Below are 14,127 nucleotides of genomic sequence, written 5' to 3'. Positions count from 1 at the left end.
ATAGGATGGGCGGTATGGACGTCGAGGTGAGGCAATTGCGGTGCCTTCTGGCAGTAGTCGAGGAGGGTACATTCACAGACGCAGCTATTGAACTGGGAATGTCCCAAGCTGCCGTTTCACGCAACATCTCCGGGCTCGAACAAGTTCTCGGGGTACGGCTGCTGGAACGGACCACCCGCAGCGTCGGCCTAACCCCGTCCGGCGAGCGCGTCGTGGCCAAGGCGCGGCGGATCCTCTCACTTCTGGGCGACCTCGAAAGGGAGGCCCGGTCTGGTACTGGAAAGATCCGGATCGGCTACGCGTGGTCCGCTTTAGGCGCGCACACCATGGAGTTCCAGCGCCGATGGGCGGTGGTAATACCTGGTGTGGAGTTGCAGCTCCTGCACTCCAATTCCCCTACCGGCGGCCTGGCAGATGGAACCACCGACTTCGCTATCCTTCGACGCCTTCCGGATGCGGCCGGCGTCGAACATGTCCGGATAGGTGAGGAGAAGCGGTACTGTGCCATGTCCTCGGACGATCCGCTGGCCTCACGGCGTTCTGTGACCCTGGCGCAGGTAGCCCAGCGACCCGTGGCCATGGACTTGCGGACCGGAAGCACAACGCTCGAGCTATGGCCGAAGGAGGCGCGGCCGGACATCGTGCCCATTAATGATGTGGACGATTGGCTGACGGCGATCGGCAGCGGGGCGGCGCGCGGGATGACTGCCGAGTCCACGGCCCACCAGTATCGACGTCGGGGCATCATCTATCGGCCGGTCCGTGACGTTGCGTCCGTGCCTGTGTACCTCGCGTGGTCCACGAAGGATCCACCGCAGGAACGCGAACGGATTGTGGAACTGTTGACGGGGCTGTATGCGTGATGAGTGTTAGCAGTCGTGGCGAAACCTTGAGCTAGTACACGGAGCCCATCAGGAGCTCCGAAAGGCGCCCTGCCGCGCGCCGAAGTTCCGGAACACTGGCCTTCAGGTCTGATTCGCTCGCCGATTCCACCGGGCTGGTCAGGGCAATGCATTCACTGGGGCGGCCGGTCCTGTTCGGAACTGCAACCGCAACGGACAACACGCCCGTGGCACGCTCGTCAGCCGAATAGGCGAAGTCCTCGCCAACCGCGGGGAGCCGCGACCGCAATTCGTCGGCCGTGAACCCACGGGGCTCATGCCCGGATGCCGAGGCCGCCAGCGCGACTTGCTCCAGTTCCTCCGGGGAAGCGGAAGCCAGAAGGATCTTACCGGCGGCACCCACCGTCAAGGGAAGCCGCTTACCCAGGGGGAGGTCGTACCGGAGTGGCGAGTCACCATCCACCCTGGCCACAAGAATGCGCTCAAAGCCCAGGCGTGTGTAGAGGGACGCAGTGCGGGCCGTCTGTGTGGCGACTTGCTGAAGTATCGGCCGCGCCGCCACTACCAACGGATCATTCTCAAGGAAACTCCGTGCTGCCGGGAGAACTGCGGGCCCAACGCGGTAGGTCTTGTCCGTCTGGCTGACCATGCCGAAGTCCTGGAGAACGCGAAGGATCCTCAGCGTCGTGGGCAGGCTCATGCCGCACGTCCTTGCAAGGTCACTCAATCGCTGTGGCCGCTCGGCACGCTGCAGCTCGGCAAACACCTCCAGGGCCCTTGAAAGCGAACGCATGTTCGCGGCCTTGGGTCCGTCCTCCACAGGACTGGCTGAGTGGGTTGAGCTCACGGTCATTGTTTCATTCTATGTAAGTTTCTTGCGCTTGACATCACATGTGGCTCCTGTCACTATTCTTCAGACGCAATATTCTTTCATTCTATGAAATGAAGTAACACGCAACGTAAGAAGGAATCCATGACAACGGAGTCAGTTATTGCCAAACCCCAGCGAACCCGCGTTTCACCCACCGTCTTGGCTGGTATCGGCGCTTTCGTGGTGGTTGGCGTCTTCGTCCTGGTTAGCTCCATCGGCCTCGGTCTCTGGACTTCGCTGGGGCCCGGCCCCGGGATGTTCCCGTTCGCCATGGGCGGTCTGCTGGTTGCAATGTCCGCACTCTGGCTCGTTCAAGAACTGCGCGAGCCAAGCGAAACCGCGTCAGGAGTGGATCGCGGCCTGGTTCTGGCAGTCGTCATCAGCCTGGCGGTTCTCGCGGCGGTGATGGACCTGATCGGCTTCCAGCTGAGCATGTTTATTTTCCTCATGTACCACCTAAAAATTCGCGGCGGCCGCGGGTGGGTGTCCGCGCTGATCATCTCAGCGGCTGGCAGCTTCGGCGCGTTCTATGCCTTCAACTACGGGCTCAACGTGGCCCTGCCCACCGCCGGAATTTCCGTCCTGAACTCGATCGGACTCTGACCCGTGGATACCCTCAACGAACTCGCCAACGGTTTCGCTTCTGCATTGACCTGGCAGAACTTGATCTTCGCCTTCCTTGGCTGCCTTCTCGGCACCATCATCGGCGTCCTGCCCGGCATCGGCCCCGTAGCCGGTGTCGCCTTGCTCATCCCGCTCACCATGAACCTCGATGCCACCGGCGCAATCATCATGCTGTGTGCCATCTTCTACGGCACGGCCTACGGCGGAACCATCACCAGTGTTCTGCTGAACACACCAGGTGAGGCCGCCTCAGCGATCACCACTATCGACGGCTACGCCATGACAAAGATCGGCAAGGCAGGAGCCGCGCTCACCATCGCAGCCGTCGGGTCATTTGTGGGCGGAACCATCGCAACACTGGGCCTGGTGGCAGCAGCAAAACCCCTGGGCGAACTTGGCCTGCTGGTTGGTCCGCCGGAGTTCTTCGCCTTGATGGTAGTCGGCATCTCGCTATTGGTCGCTTTGGCCGGCAAGTCCATGGTGAAGGCCCTTATCTCCGGAGCCTTGGGCCTGCTGATCTCCATGGTGGGCATCGACCCTGTGGCGGGCGCACCCCGCTTCACTTTCGGCTCGGATAACCTGCTGGACGGTGTGAGCTTCGTTGCGGTGATCGTTGGCGTGTTCGGACTCTCCGAAATTCTGTCCTACCGTAAAGATTCCAAAGCCGCCGCCGTTCATGCACCGGGTATGCGGTCCTTGCTCCCCACACGGACCGAATGGCGCAGGAGCGCCCCGTCCATGGCCCGTGGAACCGGTATTGGATTCGGGCTCGGCCTGATCCCCGGCATGACGGGCTCGGTGTCCTCACTGCTTGCCTACGGCGCCGAGAAGAAATTCTCCAAGCACCGCGACCAGCTGGGGAAGGGTGCCATCGAGGGCGTCGCTGGCCCCGAAACGGCCAACAACGCCCATGCCAACGCTGCCCTGATCCCGCTCTTTACCCTTGGCATTCCCGCCTCGCCCACTATCGCTGTGCTGATGGGCGCCTTCCTTCAGCAGGGCCTGACCCCTGGGCCCACCCTGTTCACGGAACACTCGGAAATTGCGTGGGCGATCATCGCCAGCCTCTTCATCGGCAACGTGCTGCTCCTGCTTCTGAACGTTCCGCTTGTTGGCCTGTGGACATCCATCCTCCGGGTCCCGGCGCCCATCCTTACGGCTTTGATCCTGCTCTTTATGGTCATCGGCGCCTACACCATCAACTTCAACGTCTTTGATGTGTTCGTCATGATCGGATTTGGCCTGCTGGGCCTGGCACTGCGGCATCTGGATATCCCGCTGGCACCCATGGTCCTGACCCTGGTGCTGGGTCCGCTGATGGAGCGGTCACTTCGCGAGTCATTGGAAATCTCGCAAGGAGACTTCGGCATCTTCGTCAATCGCCCCATCTCCGTGGTCCTAATCGGCATCGGTGTCCTCATCGTCCTAAGCCCCCTTCTTAAGCTCCGTAAGCCCAAAGCGCTCAACGAAGATCCTGAAACGTAAAACCACTTCATCACCCGCCCCCTGAACCGCCCCTTCAAAGGAGAAGAACCATGCCACGCACCCGCATCGTTGCAGCATTCGCTGCAGCAGCCCTCATTGGCCTTACGGGCTGCGGCGCCAACGCCGGAGCCGCTAACAACACCGCCGATTTCCCTAAAAAGGGAAAGTCCATCGAACTCATAGTCGCTTTCTCTTCCGGTGGAGCAGTAGACACCGCCGCGCGTTTGGTGCAACCGATCCTTGAAAAGGAACTCGGCACCAACGTTGAAGTCATCAACAAGCCAGGTGCAGGCGGACAGATAGGCTACACACAACTGACCAGCGCCAAGCCCGACGGCTACACCATCGGTGCCACCGGATCACCCTCCGTTGTTGTGTCGCCCCTCGACCCCGCCCGCGGCGCGAAGTACACACGAGCAAGCTTCCAACCTCTCGGACGCCAGGTGATCGACCCAACCGTCATCGCCGTGCAGCCCGACAGCCCCTTCAAGACCCTGAAGGATCTTCTCGACGCCGCCAAGGCCAACCCGAAGTCCATGACGGCAAGCACCACCGGGCTTCAGACCGGCGAGCACTTCGCCTTGGCGCAATTGCAGGAAACCACGGGGGCCGAGTTTGCTCCTGTGCACTTCTCCGAAGGCGCTTCACAGGCCACCACAGCGTTTCTCGGGAAGCATGTGGACATCCTGGTCGCCAACGTTAGCGACGTAACGGACCTCTCGAAGCAAGGCAAGGCACGTGTACTGGGCGTCATGACTGATGAGCGCGCGCCGTCGCTTCCTGATGTGCCCACTTTCAAAGAATCCGGCTACGAGCTGACGGCCGGCACCGTCCGCGGCTACTCCGCACCGGCCGGACTGCCTGAGGCCGTAGCAACCAAACTCGAGGCTGCAATCCAAAAGGCCATCGAGGATCCCACCGTGGTCAAGAAGATGGCAGACCTCGGGCTGCAGACCAGCTACTTGTCCGGCAAGGACTACGGGGACTTCTGGGCAAGCCAGGAAGAGGACTTCAAAAAAGTCCTTCCCCTCGTACAGAAGACTGACTGATTTCCTGCCAACACCATCACGGAAGACACCATCATGACAACTCCTGTCCTTGAAGACATCGACGCCGATTTTCCCCGCCCCGGGCGGGATGTGCTCGAACGCCTTGCCAAGCTGCCTGCCGCGAACATAGGTGACGCAATGGACCGCCTTGGGGTCGCAGACTCGGCCATTCAGGCCATTTGGCCAGGTGCCCGCATCGCAGGGCCCGCATTCACTGTTTGGACCCGCCCCGGAGACAACCAAGGGATACACCGCGCCTTGCAGCTTGCCCGTCCGGGCGACGTCATCGTTGTCGCCGGCGGTGGCGACGAATCACGCGCACTGTTGGGTGAACTCATCGGAGAACGCGCGATCAACCTCGGCATCGCCGGGTTCGCCTTGGACGGGGCCGCACGGGATGCTGAAACACTCGGCGAGATTGGAATGCCGGTCTTCGCCCGGGCAACCACTCCCGCAGGTCCCTACAAGAACGGCCCTTCCCGATTGGGCACGCCCATCTCCTTCGGCGGAGTTCCCGTCATGCCCGGAGACATCATCATCGGCGACTCAGACGGCGTGGTGATCATCCCACGGGAACAGGCAATGAACGTCGCCGAGGCTGCCGAGGCAGTGTTCGCCGACGAATCCAACCGTAGGGCCGCCATCATCGCGGACCGGACCAAGTAGGGAAGCAAGAAGATCATGACAGCATGCACCGTCATAGGCCTCGGTGAGGCCGGGGCCACATACGCGGCCGCCCTCGTCGCCGCCGGCCACACCGTGACCGGGTTCGATCCCGTCGCGCCTGGCACCCCCTCCGGTGTCATCCGGGCCGCCACGGCGGCAGCCGCCTGCGCCAACGCGGACATAGTTCTTGTCCTCACCGGAGCCGCAGCGGCCCGGGCTGTGGCCCAGGAGTGCCTACCCGTCTTGCCGACCGGAAGTTGCTATGCAGACTTCACGTCCTCCTCACCACATGTCATGCGGGAGCTCGGACAGCTGGCGGGTGGGGCTCTTTTCGCAGACGTGGCCATCCTTGGCCCTGTGCCCACCCAAGGTGCAAAGACGCCGTTGATGGTCAGCGGACCTGGATCCAGTGGGGTGGCCGCGCTGCTCGCTCCACTTGGTGCCGACGTCGAAATTGCCGACGGCGGGCCGGGGGCAGCCATGGCCCACAAGCTGCTCCGCAGCGTCTTGATGAAAGGGCTGGCTTCCGTGGTGGTTGAGGCTGTCACTGCAGGAAAGGCTGCCGGTCTTGAAGACTGGATCCGCGGGCAGATCGCGCGGCAGCTGGCCGGGGATGGCCAGGCAGTCATCGATCGGTTCCTCACCGGGACGGCCAAGCACGCACAGCGGCGCTCCAAGGAAATGCAGGACACTGCAGACTACCTGTCGTCGGACCTCCACGTTCCGGCAGAGATGACCACTGCGTCGGCGGCAGCCCTCCGCCGAATGGCATCCGAGCCGGTGGAAACTGCACCAGCCTTGCGCTGATGCAGTCATCGGGAAGAATCAGGACAGGACTATGGTGAACCGCTCACCAACAGAAATTCCAACAGGAGCAGGATAATGATCGGCATCTGGGCACTCGGCGCCTACCTGGCCGTCATCCTGCTCTGGACCACCCTCATCAAGCGCAGCGTCGGCGAAGCCATGATCATCGGCTTTCTGGTGGTGCTTCCGTTCACGGGTGCTGCCGCCTTGCAGATCGGCTGGGCGTCACTCTACTCGGCTGCGACCGACGAGATCGTCTATGCCACCATGGCCTTCGTTTTCATGGGCTACCTGCTGGACAAGACCGGGGTTCTGGACCGGCTCATCGATCTTCTGAATTCCTTGATCGGCGGAGTCAAAGGCGGCCCGGCATGGGTCTCCACGGTGGCCTCCGCCGGCCTTGGAGGAGTGGTCCACAATCAGGCAGCCATCGCGGCCACCGTTGGTTCGGTGACCATCCCCTGGATGGAAAAGTCAAAGCTGGACAAGCCCTCCGCCGCAACGTTGGTGGCTGGCAATGCAGGAATGGGCATCACGTTTCCGTTCAGCGCCTCGATGTTCGTCCTGGTGGGGTCAGCAACTGTAGGACCTCTGTTGAACATCAATGATCTTGTGCTGCCCTTATTGTTCGGAGGCCTATGGTGCTTCCTGCACCGGCTGATTATCACATGGCTACTAATCCGCAAGAGCGGGATGGCTCCGCTGGACTCCGCACACAGGCTGACGGTCAGGACCGCGTTCGGCCAAGGATGGGCTACCTTGCTGCTGTTCGTTGTGGTAGCCATACCGTTGATCATTACCTCCGGTGCCATCGCCACCGCGTTGTCTCAATGGAGTGGTGACGACATCACAAAATCGGTCAGCGTCATCGTCTGGATTCCAGTAGTTCTCATCATCACCGGAGCCCTCCTCGGCTGGAAGCGCCTACCGCGTGGTGGCCGCGGCTGGTGGCAGCTCCTGGAGAACTCCGCACCAAGGTTCGGCGTTGTCGGAATCACGGTGGTATTCGCCTTTGCCGGGGCCAATGCCCTCGCAGCAACGGGCCTCCCCAAGCAGATGACCAGCCTGCTGAACCAGATGAACCTGCCGGTGTGGCTGCTCGCGATTCTTATTGGCCTGATCGTGATCGCGGTTGCCGCGCCGCTGTCAGCAACGGCCACTATGGCCGCCGTCGGGACTGTGGGTGTTGCCACGCTGGTAGCCGCCGGCGTTCCAGCCACGACTGCCGCTGTTGCCGTCCTTGTGTTCTCGTCGTGTGAAGCTGCAGTCCCGCCGGGAGGTGCCCCGCTGTACGTTGCCTGCGGCATCGCTGACGTCAATCCGATCAAGACGTTCGGCCGATTGCTCACGCACTACGCACTCCCGTTGTTAGGCATCGGCGTCCTGATCATCCTCGGCATCCTGCCGATCTAAGGAGGCGTACCCATGAAGAAGGTCATCCAGGCCATTTTTGTCCTCTCACTGGCAGCGCTGCTTCTGGGCGGAGTCGTGTTCGTGACAGCCCAGGGCGTTGCCCTTGTTGCAGGGCAAGGTGAATGGCTGGCGTTAGTCAACGATTTCTTGAAGGACCCGATGTGCGTCGCGGCTTCCGTCTGTGCGATCGCAGGCTTCCTCCTCAGTTACAAACCCCATCAGAAGCAAGACCAGCCGCAGGAGGCACGAACACGGTGACCATCTCCAAAGCGGGAACCTACCCGACATTCGCCGATCTCCTCCAGCGGGAGGGAACACTGGCGGGCACCTCGTGGGGACTGTTTCCCGACGCAACCCGCGGTACGCCGTCGTTCATCACTCCTCAAAGCCTCCTGGCAGCGCGTGCCTGCATCCAGGCCGGAATTGCCTTCGGCCTTGACTATCCCGCAGATGCTTTCGACCCAGGGATGTCCCTCAAGCGCAAAGCGCCGCACCACACGATCTACTCATCACATCCAGCGCACCGGGACGACTACTTGGATGGCTACTACCTTCAAGGTTCCACCCAGATCGACGGTCTGAGACACCGGAGGGCAGACGACGTCGGCTTCTACAACGGCACCCCGGATGACCATGTGAAGGCAGGTTTCCCGACCCTTGGAGTACAGGAATGGGCCGAAGAACCGATCGTTGGCCGAGGTGTCCTTGTTGACCTCGACGGACATCGAAGAACCCAAGGCTCGCCGATAGACCATGAGAACGGGGAACCCCTGCCCTTGGAACTGATCGAATCAGCGTTGGACGCGCAGAAGGTCAGCCTCCGACGAGGCGACATCCTGATGCTCCACACTGGCTGGTGCGAATGGTTCCTGGGTTTGGACGTTGAAGAAAAGCACCGGATGCGCGAAAGCCGCCGCGCCACAGGCGTGGCTCAGTCCCAACAGTTTGTGGCATGGGCCTGGGACAACCAGCTTGCGGTTGTGGCGGCTGACAACTTTGCGTTCGAGTGCCTGCCGGCCGTCCCCGGCAGCCCCTTCAAGCACACCGCCCCGAACGATCACGGCATGATGCACCAGCAACTGCTTGCAAAACTCGGCATGCCCCTGGGTGAATTGTGGAAGCTGGGCCCACTCTGCCGGCACATGCGCACAGCAGGGTCCTGGGAGGCTTTGGTGAGCATCAAACCGCTCAATATCGTCGGCGCAACGGGATCACCTGCCAACGCCACGGCGCTGGTCTAACAAGGGACCTGCCAGCTCGCCGCGCGCATCTTTTCCTAGCTCGCCGCGCGCATCTTTTTAAGGTGGAGCCCCCGGCAGGGAATCGCTGCGGACACCAGATCCCGGCTGTGCTCGTGCTGGGGCTCGGCGAAGAATTTGTGGGTGTCGGTAAGTTCCACCAGGCGGCCCTGGAAGAGCACGGCCACGCGTTGGCACATGTGCCGGACGACGTCCATGTCGTGGGTGATGATCATCAATGACAATCCGCGGTCCCTGTGCAGGCGTTGCAGCAGGTCAAGAATGGTTCGCTGGGTTAGTGCGTCCAGCGCCGAGGTGGCTTCGTCGCAGATGAGAATCTCGGGTTCCAACAGGAGCGCCCGGGCAATCGTGACACGCTGCAGTTGCCCACCGGAGCATTGTCCAGGGCGCCTGTCCAGTAGGCACGGTTCCAGTTCCACTTCCTTCATGGCGTCGAGAAGGCGCTGTGACCGCTCGGCGGACGAGAGCCCCATGTCGCGGCGGAGGGGAGCCTCAAGGCTGGCGCGGAGCGTCATTCGCGGGTCGAAGGAATCGTGGGGTTCCTGGAAAACCAGCTGCACGGCGGTTGGCGGACTGGCCTCGCCTGCCGCCAGGGTACGGGTGATGCTGCCGCCGCTGATCCCTTCCAGCCCGACGATTGCCCTTGCGAGGGTGCTTTTCCCGGACCCGGATTGGCCGAGCACACCAAGGATCTCGCCCCGTTTGAGGTCGAGCGAAACGGAGTTCAAAGCTGGGCGGTCAACGTTGCCGCGGCCGAAGCGCTTCCGGGCCCCGAAGCGTTTGACGACGTTCGTCAGGGTCAGCAGGCTACGGCCCTCCGGGGTGACGTCCGTGATGCTGGTGGGCAACAGGTTTGATGCGTCCAGGAGCTTCCGTGTGTAGGCAGTTTTGGGGCTGCCTAGAACTGCTTCCGTAGTGCCGGACTCCACGATTTTCCCGGCGTCCATCACCAGGACCCGGTCCGCAAAGGCTGCCACGGAAGCCAGGTTGTGCGTGATGTAGAGAATGCCGAGCCCACGCTGCCTGCGCTCACGGTCCAGCAATTCCAGGATCTGGCTTTCCAGCACTTTGTCCAGGGCGGAGGTGGGCTCGTCTGCCAGCAGGATTTCGGGTTGGCCGGCCAACGCCATCGCGGTCATTGCCCGTTGTGCCATCCCACCGGACAGCTGGTGCGGGTAGGCCCGCGCGCCCCATTCCGGATCTTCGAAGCCCACTTCGGCGAGCAGCTCAAGTACCTTCCGGTCCGCCGGTTTGCCACCCAGGCCACCGTGCAGCTTCAGGGGTTCCTTGAGGTGCTTGCGGATGGTCTTGTTCGGGTTGAACATCCTCTTGGGCTGCTGGAACAGCATGCCCAGCCGGCCCCCGCGGATACGGTTTAGCTCTGCTTCAGGCGCCTGCGTTGCATCCAGCGGGCCCAGCCGGATGGAGCCCGATTCAATCCGCAGCGGCTCCGGCAGCAACTGCAGGACGGACTTGGCGGTCATCGTCTTTCCCGAGCCCGAGCCTCCCACCAGGGCAACAAACTCGCCCGGCCGGACCGTCAGGCTGACGCCGGACAGGATTGGTGGCCCTGGCAGGACATGAGGTTGTGCGGCCGCGCTGCGGACGGTCAGGTCCTCGATGATGAGATCAGGCATGCTGGCCCTCCACCACAAGGACATCCACGGGATCCGCTGCCCGGCGGGAGGCCCGTTGGCCGATCAGGGTGACGCAGAGAGCCACCAGGAAGATGGCAAGTCCGGGGGCGATGATCCCCCACGGAGCCCGTTCAGCGTACGGTTGGGCCGCTGCCACCATGGAGCCCCAGTCGGATTGCGGCGGTTGGACGCCCAGCCCAAGGTAGGACAACGCTCCGACGCTGATCAGGAGCTGCCCGAACCGCAGCGTCGCCTGTCCCAGCATCGGCGCTGCCAGGTGCGGAAGGATGTGGCGGAAAATAATGAACGACGGCGAACAGCCCACCACGCGCGCCGCCTCAACGAATCCGCGTGCAGAGACGTCATAGGCAAGCGTTCGCGCAAGCCGGGCGAACGGCGTCCACCCCGTGACCGTGAGCGCCACGAGCAACGATGAGAATCCGGTACCCATCGCAGCCACGATAAACAGTGCCACCACCATCTCCGGCAAGGCGAGCAGGACATCATTCGTGCGCGTAAAGAACTCGTCCAGCCAGCCTTTGCGGCGCGCACTCAGCACGCCGATCACCAGGCCGACGAGTCCAGTCAGCACCGTGGCCAGTGCCGCCACCACCAAGGAGAAGCGGCCGCCGTCGAGCAATCTGCTGAGGGTGTCCCGCCCAAGGTGGTCCGTTCCCAGCCAGTGAGTGGCGCCAGGCGATGCAAGGCGCGCGGCAAGGTCCTGGTCGTCCGGCGGGAACGGCGTCAGCCATGGCGCGGCCGCTACAGCGGCTACCACCAGGGCGAGAACGACGACGGCGGCCTTGTCTACCGCTGAGAGGTTACGCAAGGGCGCCACTCACCTTAGGGCTGAGGATCCGATGGAGGAAGTCCGCGAGGGTGGTGATTGCTACGGCCAATGCAACGACCACGACAACACCGCCCTGCGCCAGGGGAATGTCGCTGTTCACCACGGCGTCGTACAGGAGCCGTCCCATGCCCGGAATCGCGAAAATGACCTCCACAATGACCGAACCTCCCAGGAGACCGGCAAACCATACGGCGAAAAGAGTGGACAACGGGACCAACCCGTTGGGAATGACGTGCCGCATGACGGTCTGGGCGTGACTGAGACCGCGGGCCCTGGCGGCTTGTATGTGCTCTGCTTCCAAAGCATCGATCATGCCGGAGCGCACCGCTGAGGTGAAGAAGCTGATGGGTCGCAGGGCGAGTGTTACCGCCGGCAGCACTATGGAGGATGTGGTGTTCCAGCCAGCTGACGGCAGCAAGGACAGTTTGAGGGCGAATACGAGGACCAGGAGCGGTGCCAGCCAGTATTCGGGCATGGCGATGAAGGACTGGGTAATGGTGGTGATCAGTTTGTCGGCTTTGCCACCTTGCTTCAGTCCTGCGACGATCCCCAACGGCAGCGAAACCGCGACCGCTATGCCCAGCGCCACGATCACCAGGCTGAGGGTGATGCCGAGAGCGGGCATTACCTGGTCAACAACGGGCGTCCGGCTGATGTGCGATAGCCCCATGTCGCCGCTGAAGAAATCTCCGAGCCAGCGGAAGTACTGGACAGGGAGTGGATCGTGGAGGCCCAGGCTTTGGCCGAGGGCCTGGACGGTGGAATCCTCCACAACATCCCCGGCCACCCGTGAGCGGATGATCTTGCGGACAGGATCGCCCGGGGTGACGTAGGGGATGAGGAAAACAGCGAAAGACGACAGCAGGACGGCGGCCACGAGGGTCGCCGTCCGCTTCGCAAGGAACATGATCATGCGGGGTTTGGTTCGTTGGGCCCGGCTCGCTGCTAGGAGCCGGACTTTGCGGTCTGGGCTGTCAGGACGTAACGGGACAGCGGGTCCTGAACGTAGGAGAGGACGTTGCTGCGGATGGCGTCAGTTGCTTGTTCGTTGACCAGCCAGAGGTTCACGGCCTGGTCATCCAGGATCTGGCCGGCCTTGGCATACAGCTTGTAGCGTTCCTCGGTGTTGGACGTCCGGGCCGCTTCGGCAATGGTGGAGTCGTACTCCTCGTTGCAGAAGTGGCTGAGGTTGTAGCTGCCCTTGCACGTGTAATCCGCGGTGAGGAAGCCGATCGGATCTGCGATATCTATCAGCCTGTTCCGTTGGCTGAGGATCATGTCATAGTTGCCAGCCAGAACATCAGGCTCAGCAGAGGCGTATTCCTTGGCCTGGATAGTGACTGGGACACCAATGCTCTTCAGGTTGTCCTGAATCACGGTGGCGACGTCGGCGAATTCCGACCGTTCGACGATGGCAATGATCTCCAAGGGCCTGTCCGCGGTGTATCCAGCATCAGCGAGGAGCTTCTTTGCTTCCTCAATGTTCTGCTTCGGCGCGCTTGCTTTGCCTGTTGCCCACGGTTCGGAGGGTGCGAATGGTCCCGCTGCCGGGAGGGCTGCGCCCTCGTAGACGCTGGCCGCCAGGGCATCAAGATCCAGCGCAGACCGCAGGGCCTTGCGGAAGTCGACGTTGTTGAAGGGGGCACGTCCGTTGTTCATGTAGAGCGTCGCCGTGCGGGGCGAGTTGGCTTTGAGAACAGAAACCTCGGGCGCGTTCTTAAGCGTGGAGAGGCCCGAGGCAGGGATGGAAAGGGAGATGTCAGCTTCCCCGGTTTGGACCTGGGCTGCGCGGGTTGCGCCGTTGGTGATGAAGCGGACTTCGGCTCCAGCGAGTTGCACCTCGCCGCCCCAGTAGTTCTTGTTGCGGTCCAGCGTCAGGGACTGCTTGGCCTTCTCGGACACGGGAACGAACGGCCCGGTGCAGTGACCGAAGGGGTCCACGGTGGCGCCCTGGTAAGCAGCTGGCGACAGGATGCCGGTGTTGACGCTGGCAAGCCGGTACGGCACCAGCGGGCTCTCCGCAGGAGTTGTCACACGAACTGTTTTGGCATCCATGGCCTGGACACCGCTGACAATGCCCGGGTTGAATGCCCGGGCAGGGACCTTGGCCTTGAGAACGGCGTTAAGGGCCGCAGCCACCGACTCGGCGGTGAGGTCGGTTCCGTCCTGGAACTTAACACCCTGGCGAAGGGTGAAGTCCCACTCAAGGGGTGAGACCTGCTTCCATTCGGTTGCAAGGAACGGAACCACCTTGCCCTCGGCGGAGTCGTACTTGGTCAGCGTCTCCAGGCACCCGGACAGCGACAGGATGTACGCGGAGTCGGATTCCAGCGCCCAGTTGGCAACGGGTGCACGGAAGTTGTCCACCACAATGCGCTGGTTGGTATCCGCGACCTTCCCGGCGGTACCCGTCTGGGCCCCGCTCAGGCCACAACCCGTTAGGGCAAGGAGGGCCGCAAGACCAAGGGCTGCGAATGGGCTGAGTTTGCGCAATGGAACCGCCTGATAAGTGTGCCCGGGGAAGCACAGAGGAAATTGAAGACTATTTAGGTTAGCCTTACCTCTTTATTTCCGCGAAATGGCGTTCTTGGCGTCCGTAATAATTTGCCCTTCAGCAGGGTGCC

14 protein-coding genes are annotated in these 14,127 nt (G+C 62.3%); 9 read left to right on the top strand and 5 right to left on the bottom strand.

Annotated features, from left to right (window positions below; all coding sequences use genetic code 11):
- Positions 1 to 14: 14 nt before the first annotated feature.
- Positions 15 to 863, top strand: a complete 849-nt coding sequence (locus J2Y41_RS14085; RefSeq protein ID WP_309929360.1) for a LysR family transcriptional regulator — start codon at positions 15 to 17, stop codon at positions 861 to 863.
- A 31-nt stretch (positions 864 to 894) separates the two neighbouring features.
- On the opposite strand, the gene J2Y41_RS14080 is transcribed toward J2Y41_RS14085, so the two are convergent.
- Positions 895 to 1,695 carry an IclR family transcriptional regulator gene (locus J2Y41_RS14080; protein WP_309929358.1) on the bottom strand — a complete coding sequence of 267 codons (801 nt, stop codon included), beginning with the start codon at positions 1,693 to 1,695 and terminating at the stop codon, positions 895 to 897.
- 120 nt (positions 1,696 to 1,815) lie between these two features.
- Here J2Y41_RS14080 and J2Y41_RS14075 point away from each other — a divergent pair, with 120 nt between their 5' ends.
- The 8 genes from J2Y41_RS14075 to J2Y41_RS14040 all read left to right on the top strand — a co-directional run bounded on the left by J2Y41_RS14075 (position 1,816) and on the right by J2Y41_RS14040 (position 8,998).
- Positions 1,816 to 2,316 (top strand): tripartite tricarboxylate transporter TctB family protein, encoded by a 501-nt coding sequence (locus tag J2Y41_RS14075; RefSeq protein WP_224094872.1) that lies wholly within the window; start codon positions 1,816 to 1,818, stop codon positions 2,314 to 2,316.
- Between the two features lie 3 nt (positions 2,317 to 2,319).
- Positions 2,320 to 3,822, top strand: a complete 1,503-nt coding sequence (locus J2Y41_RS14070; protein WP_309929353.1) for a tripartite tricarboxylate transporter permease — start codon at positions 2,320 to 2,322, stop codon at positions 3,820 to 3,822.
- A gap of 50 nt (positions 3,823 to 3,872) precedes the next feature.
- Positions 3,873 to 4,871 carry a tripartite tricarboxylate transporter substrate binding protein gene (locus J2Y41_RS14065; RefSeq protein WP_309929350.1) on the top strand — a complete coding sequence of 333 codons (999 nt, stop codon included), beginning with the start codon at positions 3,873 to 3,875 and terminating at the stop codon, positions 4,869 to 4,871.
- A gap of 33 nt (positions 4,872 to 4,904) precedes the next feature.
- Positions 4,905 to 5,537, top strand: a complete 633-nt coding sequence (locus J2Y41_RS14060) for a methyltransferase (RefSeq protein WP_309929347.1) — start codon at positions 4,905 to 4,907, stop codon at positions 5,535 to 5,537.
- A 15-nt stretch (positions 5,538 to 5,552) separates the two neighbouring features.
- On the top strand, positions 5,553 to 6,344 hold the full coding sequence (locus J2Y41_RS14055) for a DUF1932 domain-containing protein (protein ID WP_309929344.1): 792 nt from the start codon (positions 5,553 to 5,555) through the stop codon (positions 6,342 to 6,344).
- Positions 6,345 to 6,419: 75 nt separating this feature from the next.
- Positions 6,420 to 7,757: a TRAP transporter large permease subunit gene (locus J2Y41_RS14050; RefSeq protein ID WP_309929342.1), complete on the top strand. Its 1,338-nt coding sequence runs from the start codon at positions 6,420 to 6,422 to the stop codon at positions 7,755 to 7,757.
- 12 nt (positions 7,758 to 7,769) lie between these two features.
- Complete coding sequence (locus tag J2Y41_RS14045) at positions 7,770 to 8,015, top strand: hypothetical protein (RefSeq protein WP_224094865.1); 246 nt, start codon at positions 7,770 to 7,772, stop codon at positions 8,013 to 8,015.
- Between the two features lie 2 nt (positions 8,016 to 8,017).
- The gene (locus tag J2Y41_RS14040; protein ID WP_396133547.1) at positions 8,018 to 8,998 is read left to right on the top strand and encodes a cyclase family protein; all 981 of its coding nucleotides are present in this window, start codon (positions 8,018 to 8,020) and stop codon (positions 8,996 to 8,998) included.
- 35 nt (positions 8,999 to 9,033) lie between these two features.
- Here J2Y41_RS14040 and J2Y41_RS14035 read toward each other — a convergent pair whose 3' ends face one another.
- Genes J2Y41_RS14035 through J2Y41_RS14020 form a run of 4 tightly spaced genes read right to left on the bottom strand, consistent with a single transcriptional unit; the run spans position 9,034 to position 13,996 of the window.
- The gene (locus J2Y41_RS14035) at positions 9,034 to 10,653 is read right to left on the bottom strand and encodes an ABC transporter ATP-binding protein (RefSeq protein ID WP_309929338.1); all 1,620 of its coding nucleotides are present in this window, start codon (positions 10,651 to 10,653) and stop codon (positions 9,034 to 9,036) included.
- Positions 10,646 to 11,491 (bottom strand): ABC transporter permease, encoded by an 846-nt coding sequence (locus J2Y41_RS14030; protein WP_309929334.1) that lies wholly within the window; start codon positions 11,489 to 11,491, stop codon positions 10,646 to 10,648. The genes J2Y41_RS14035 and J2Y41_RS14030 overlap by 8 nt, the downstream gene beginning before the upstream one ends.
- A complete protein-coding gene (locus tag J2Y41_RS14025) occupies positions 11,475 to 12,416 on the bottom strand; it encodes an ABC transporter permease (RefSeq protein WP_309929331.1) in 942 nt (313 codons plus the stop codon). The genes J2Y41_RS14030 and J2Y41_RS14025 overlap by 17 nt, the downstream gene beginning before the upstream one ends.
- Before the next feature lie 32 nt (positions 12,417 to 12,448).
- A complete protein-coding gene (locus tag J2Y41_RS14020; RefSeq protein WP_309929329.1) occupies positions 12,449 to 13,996 on the bottom strand; it encodes an ABC transporter substrate-binding protein in 1,548 nt (515 codons plus the stop codon).
- Positions 13,997 to 14,127 lie beyond the last annotated feature (131 nt).

Source organism: Arthrobacter sp. 1088, from assembly GCF_031455315.1.
Taxonomy (GTDB): Bacteria; Actinomycetota; Actinomycetes; order Actinomycetales; family Micrococcaceae; genus Arthrobacter.
Note: the sequence above shows the minus strand (reverse complement) of the source record. Positions and strands in the feature narration are given on the sequence as shown.

Coding starts and splice junctions, on each gene's coding strand:
- J2Y41_RS14085 (WP_309929360.1), top strand. CDS start 15: ATGGACGTCGAGGTGAGGCAATTGCGGTGCCTTCTGGCAGTAGTCGAG.
- J2Y41_RS14080 (WP_309929358.1), bottom strand. CDS start 1,695: ATGACCGTGAGCTCAACCCACTCAGCCAGTCCTGTGGAGGACGGACCC.
- J2Y41_RS14075 (WP_224094872.1), top strand. CDS start 1,816: ATGACAACGGAGTCAGTTATTGCCAAACCCCAGCGAACCCGCGTTTCA.
- J2Y41_RS14065 (WP_309929350.1), top strand. CDS start 3,873: ATGCCACGCACCCGCATCGTTGCAGCATTCGCTGCAGCAGCCCTCATT.
- J2Y41_RS14060 (WP_309929347.1), top strand. CDS start 4,905: ATGACAACTCCTGTCCTTGAAGACATCGACGCCGATTTTCCCCGCCCC.
- J2Y41_RS14055 (WP_309929344.1), top strand. CDS start 5,553: ATGACAGCATGCACCGTCATAGGCCTCGGTGAGGCCGGGGCCACATAC.
- J2Y41_RS14050 (WP_309929342.1), top strand. CDS start 6,420: ATGATCGGCATCTGGGCACTCGGCGCCTACCTGGCCGTCATCCTGCTC.
- J2Y41_RS14045 (WP_224094865.1), top strand. CDS start 7,770: ATGAAGAAGGTCATCCAGGCCATTTTTGTCCTCTCACTGGCAGCGCTG.
- J2Y41_RS14035 (WP_309929338.1), bottom strand. CDS start 10,653: ATGCCTGATCTCATCATCGAGGACCTGACCGTCCGCAGCGCGGCCGCA.
- J2Y41_RS14025 (WP_309929331.1), bottom strand. CDS start 12,416: ATGATCATGTTCCTTGCGAAGCGGACGGCGACCCTCGTGGCCGCCGTC.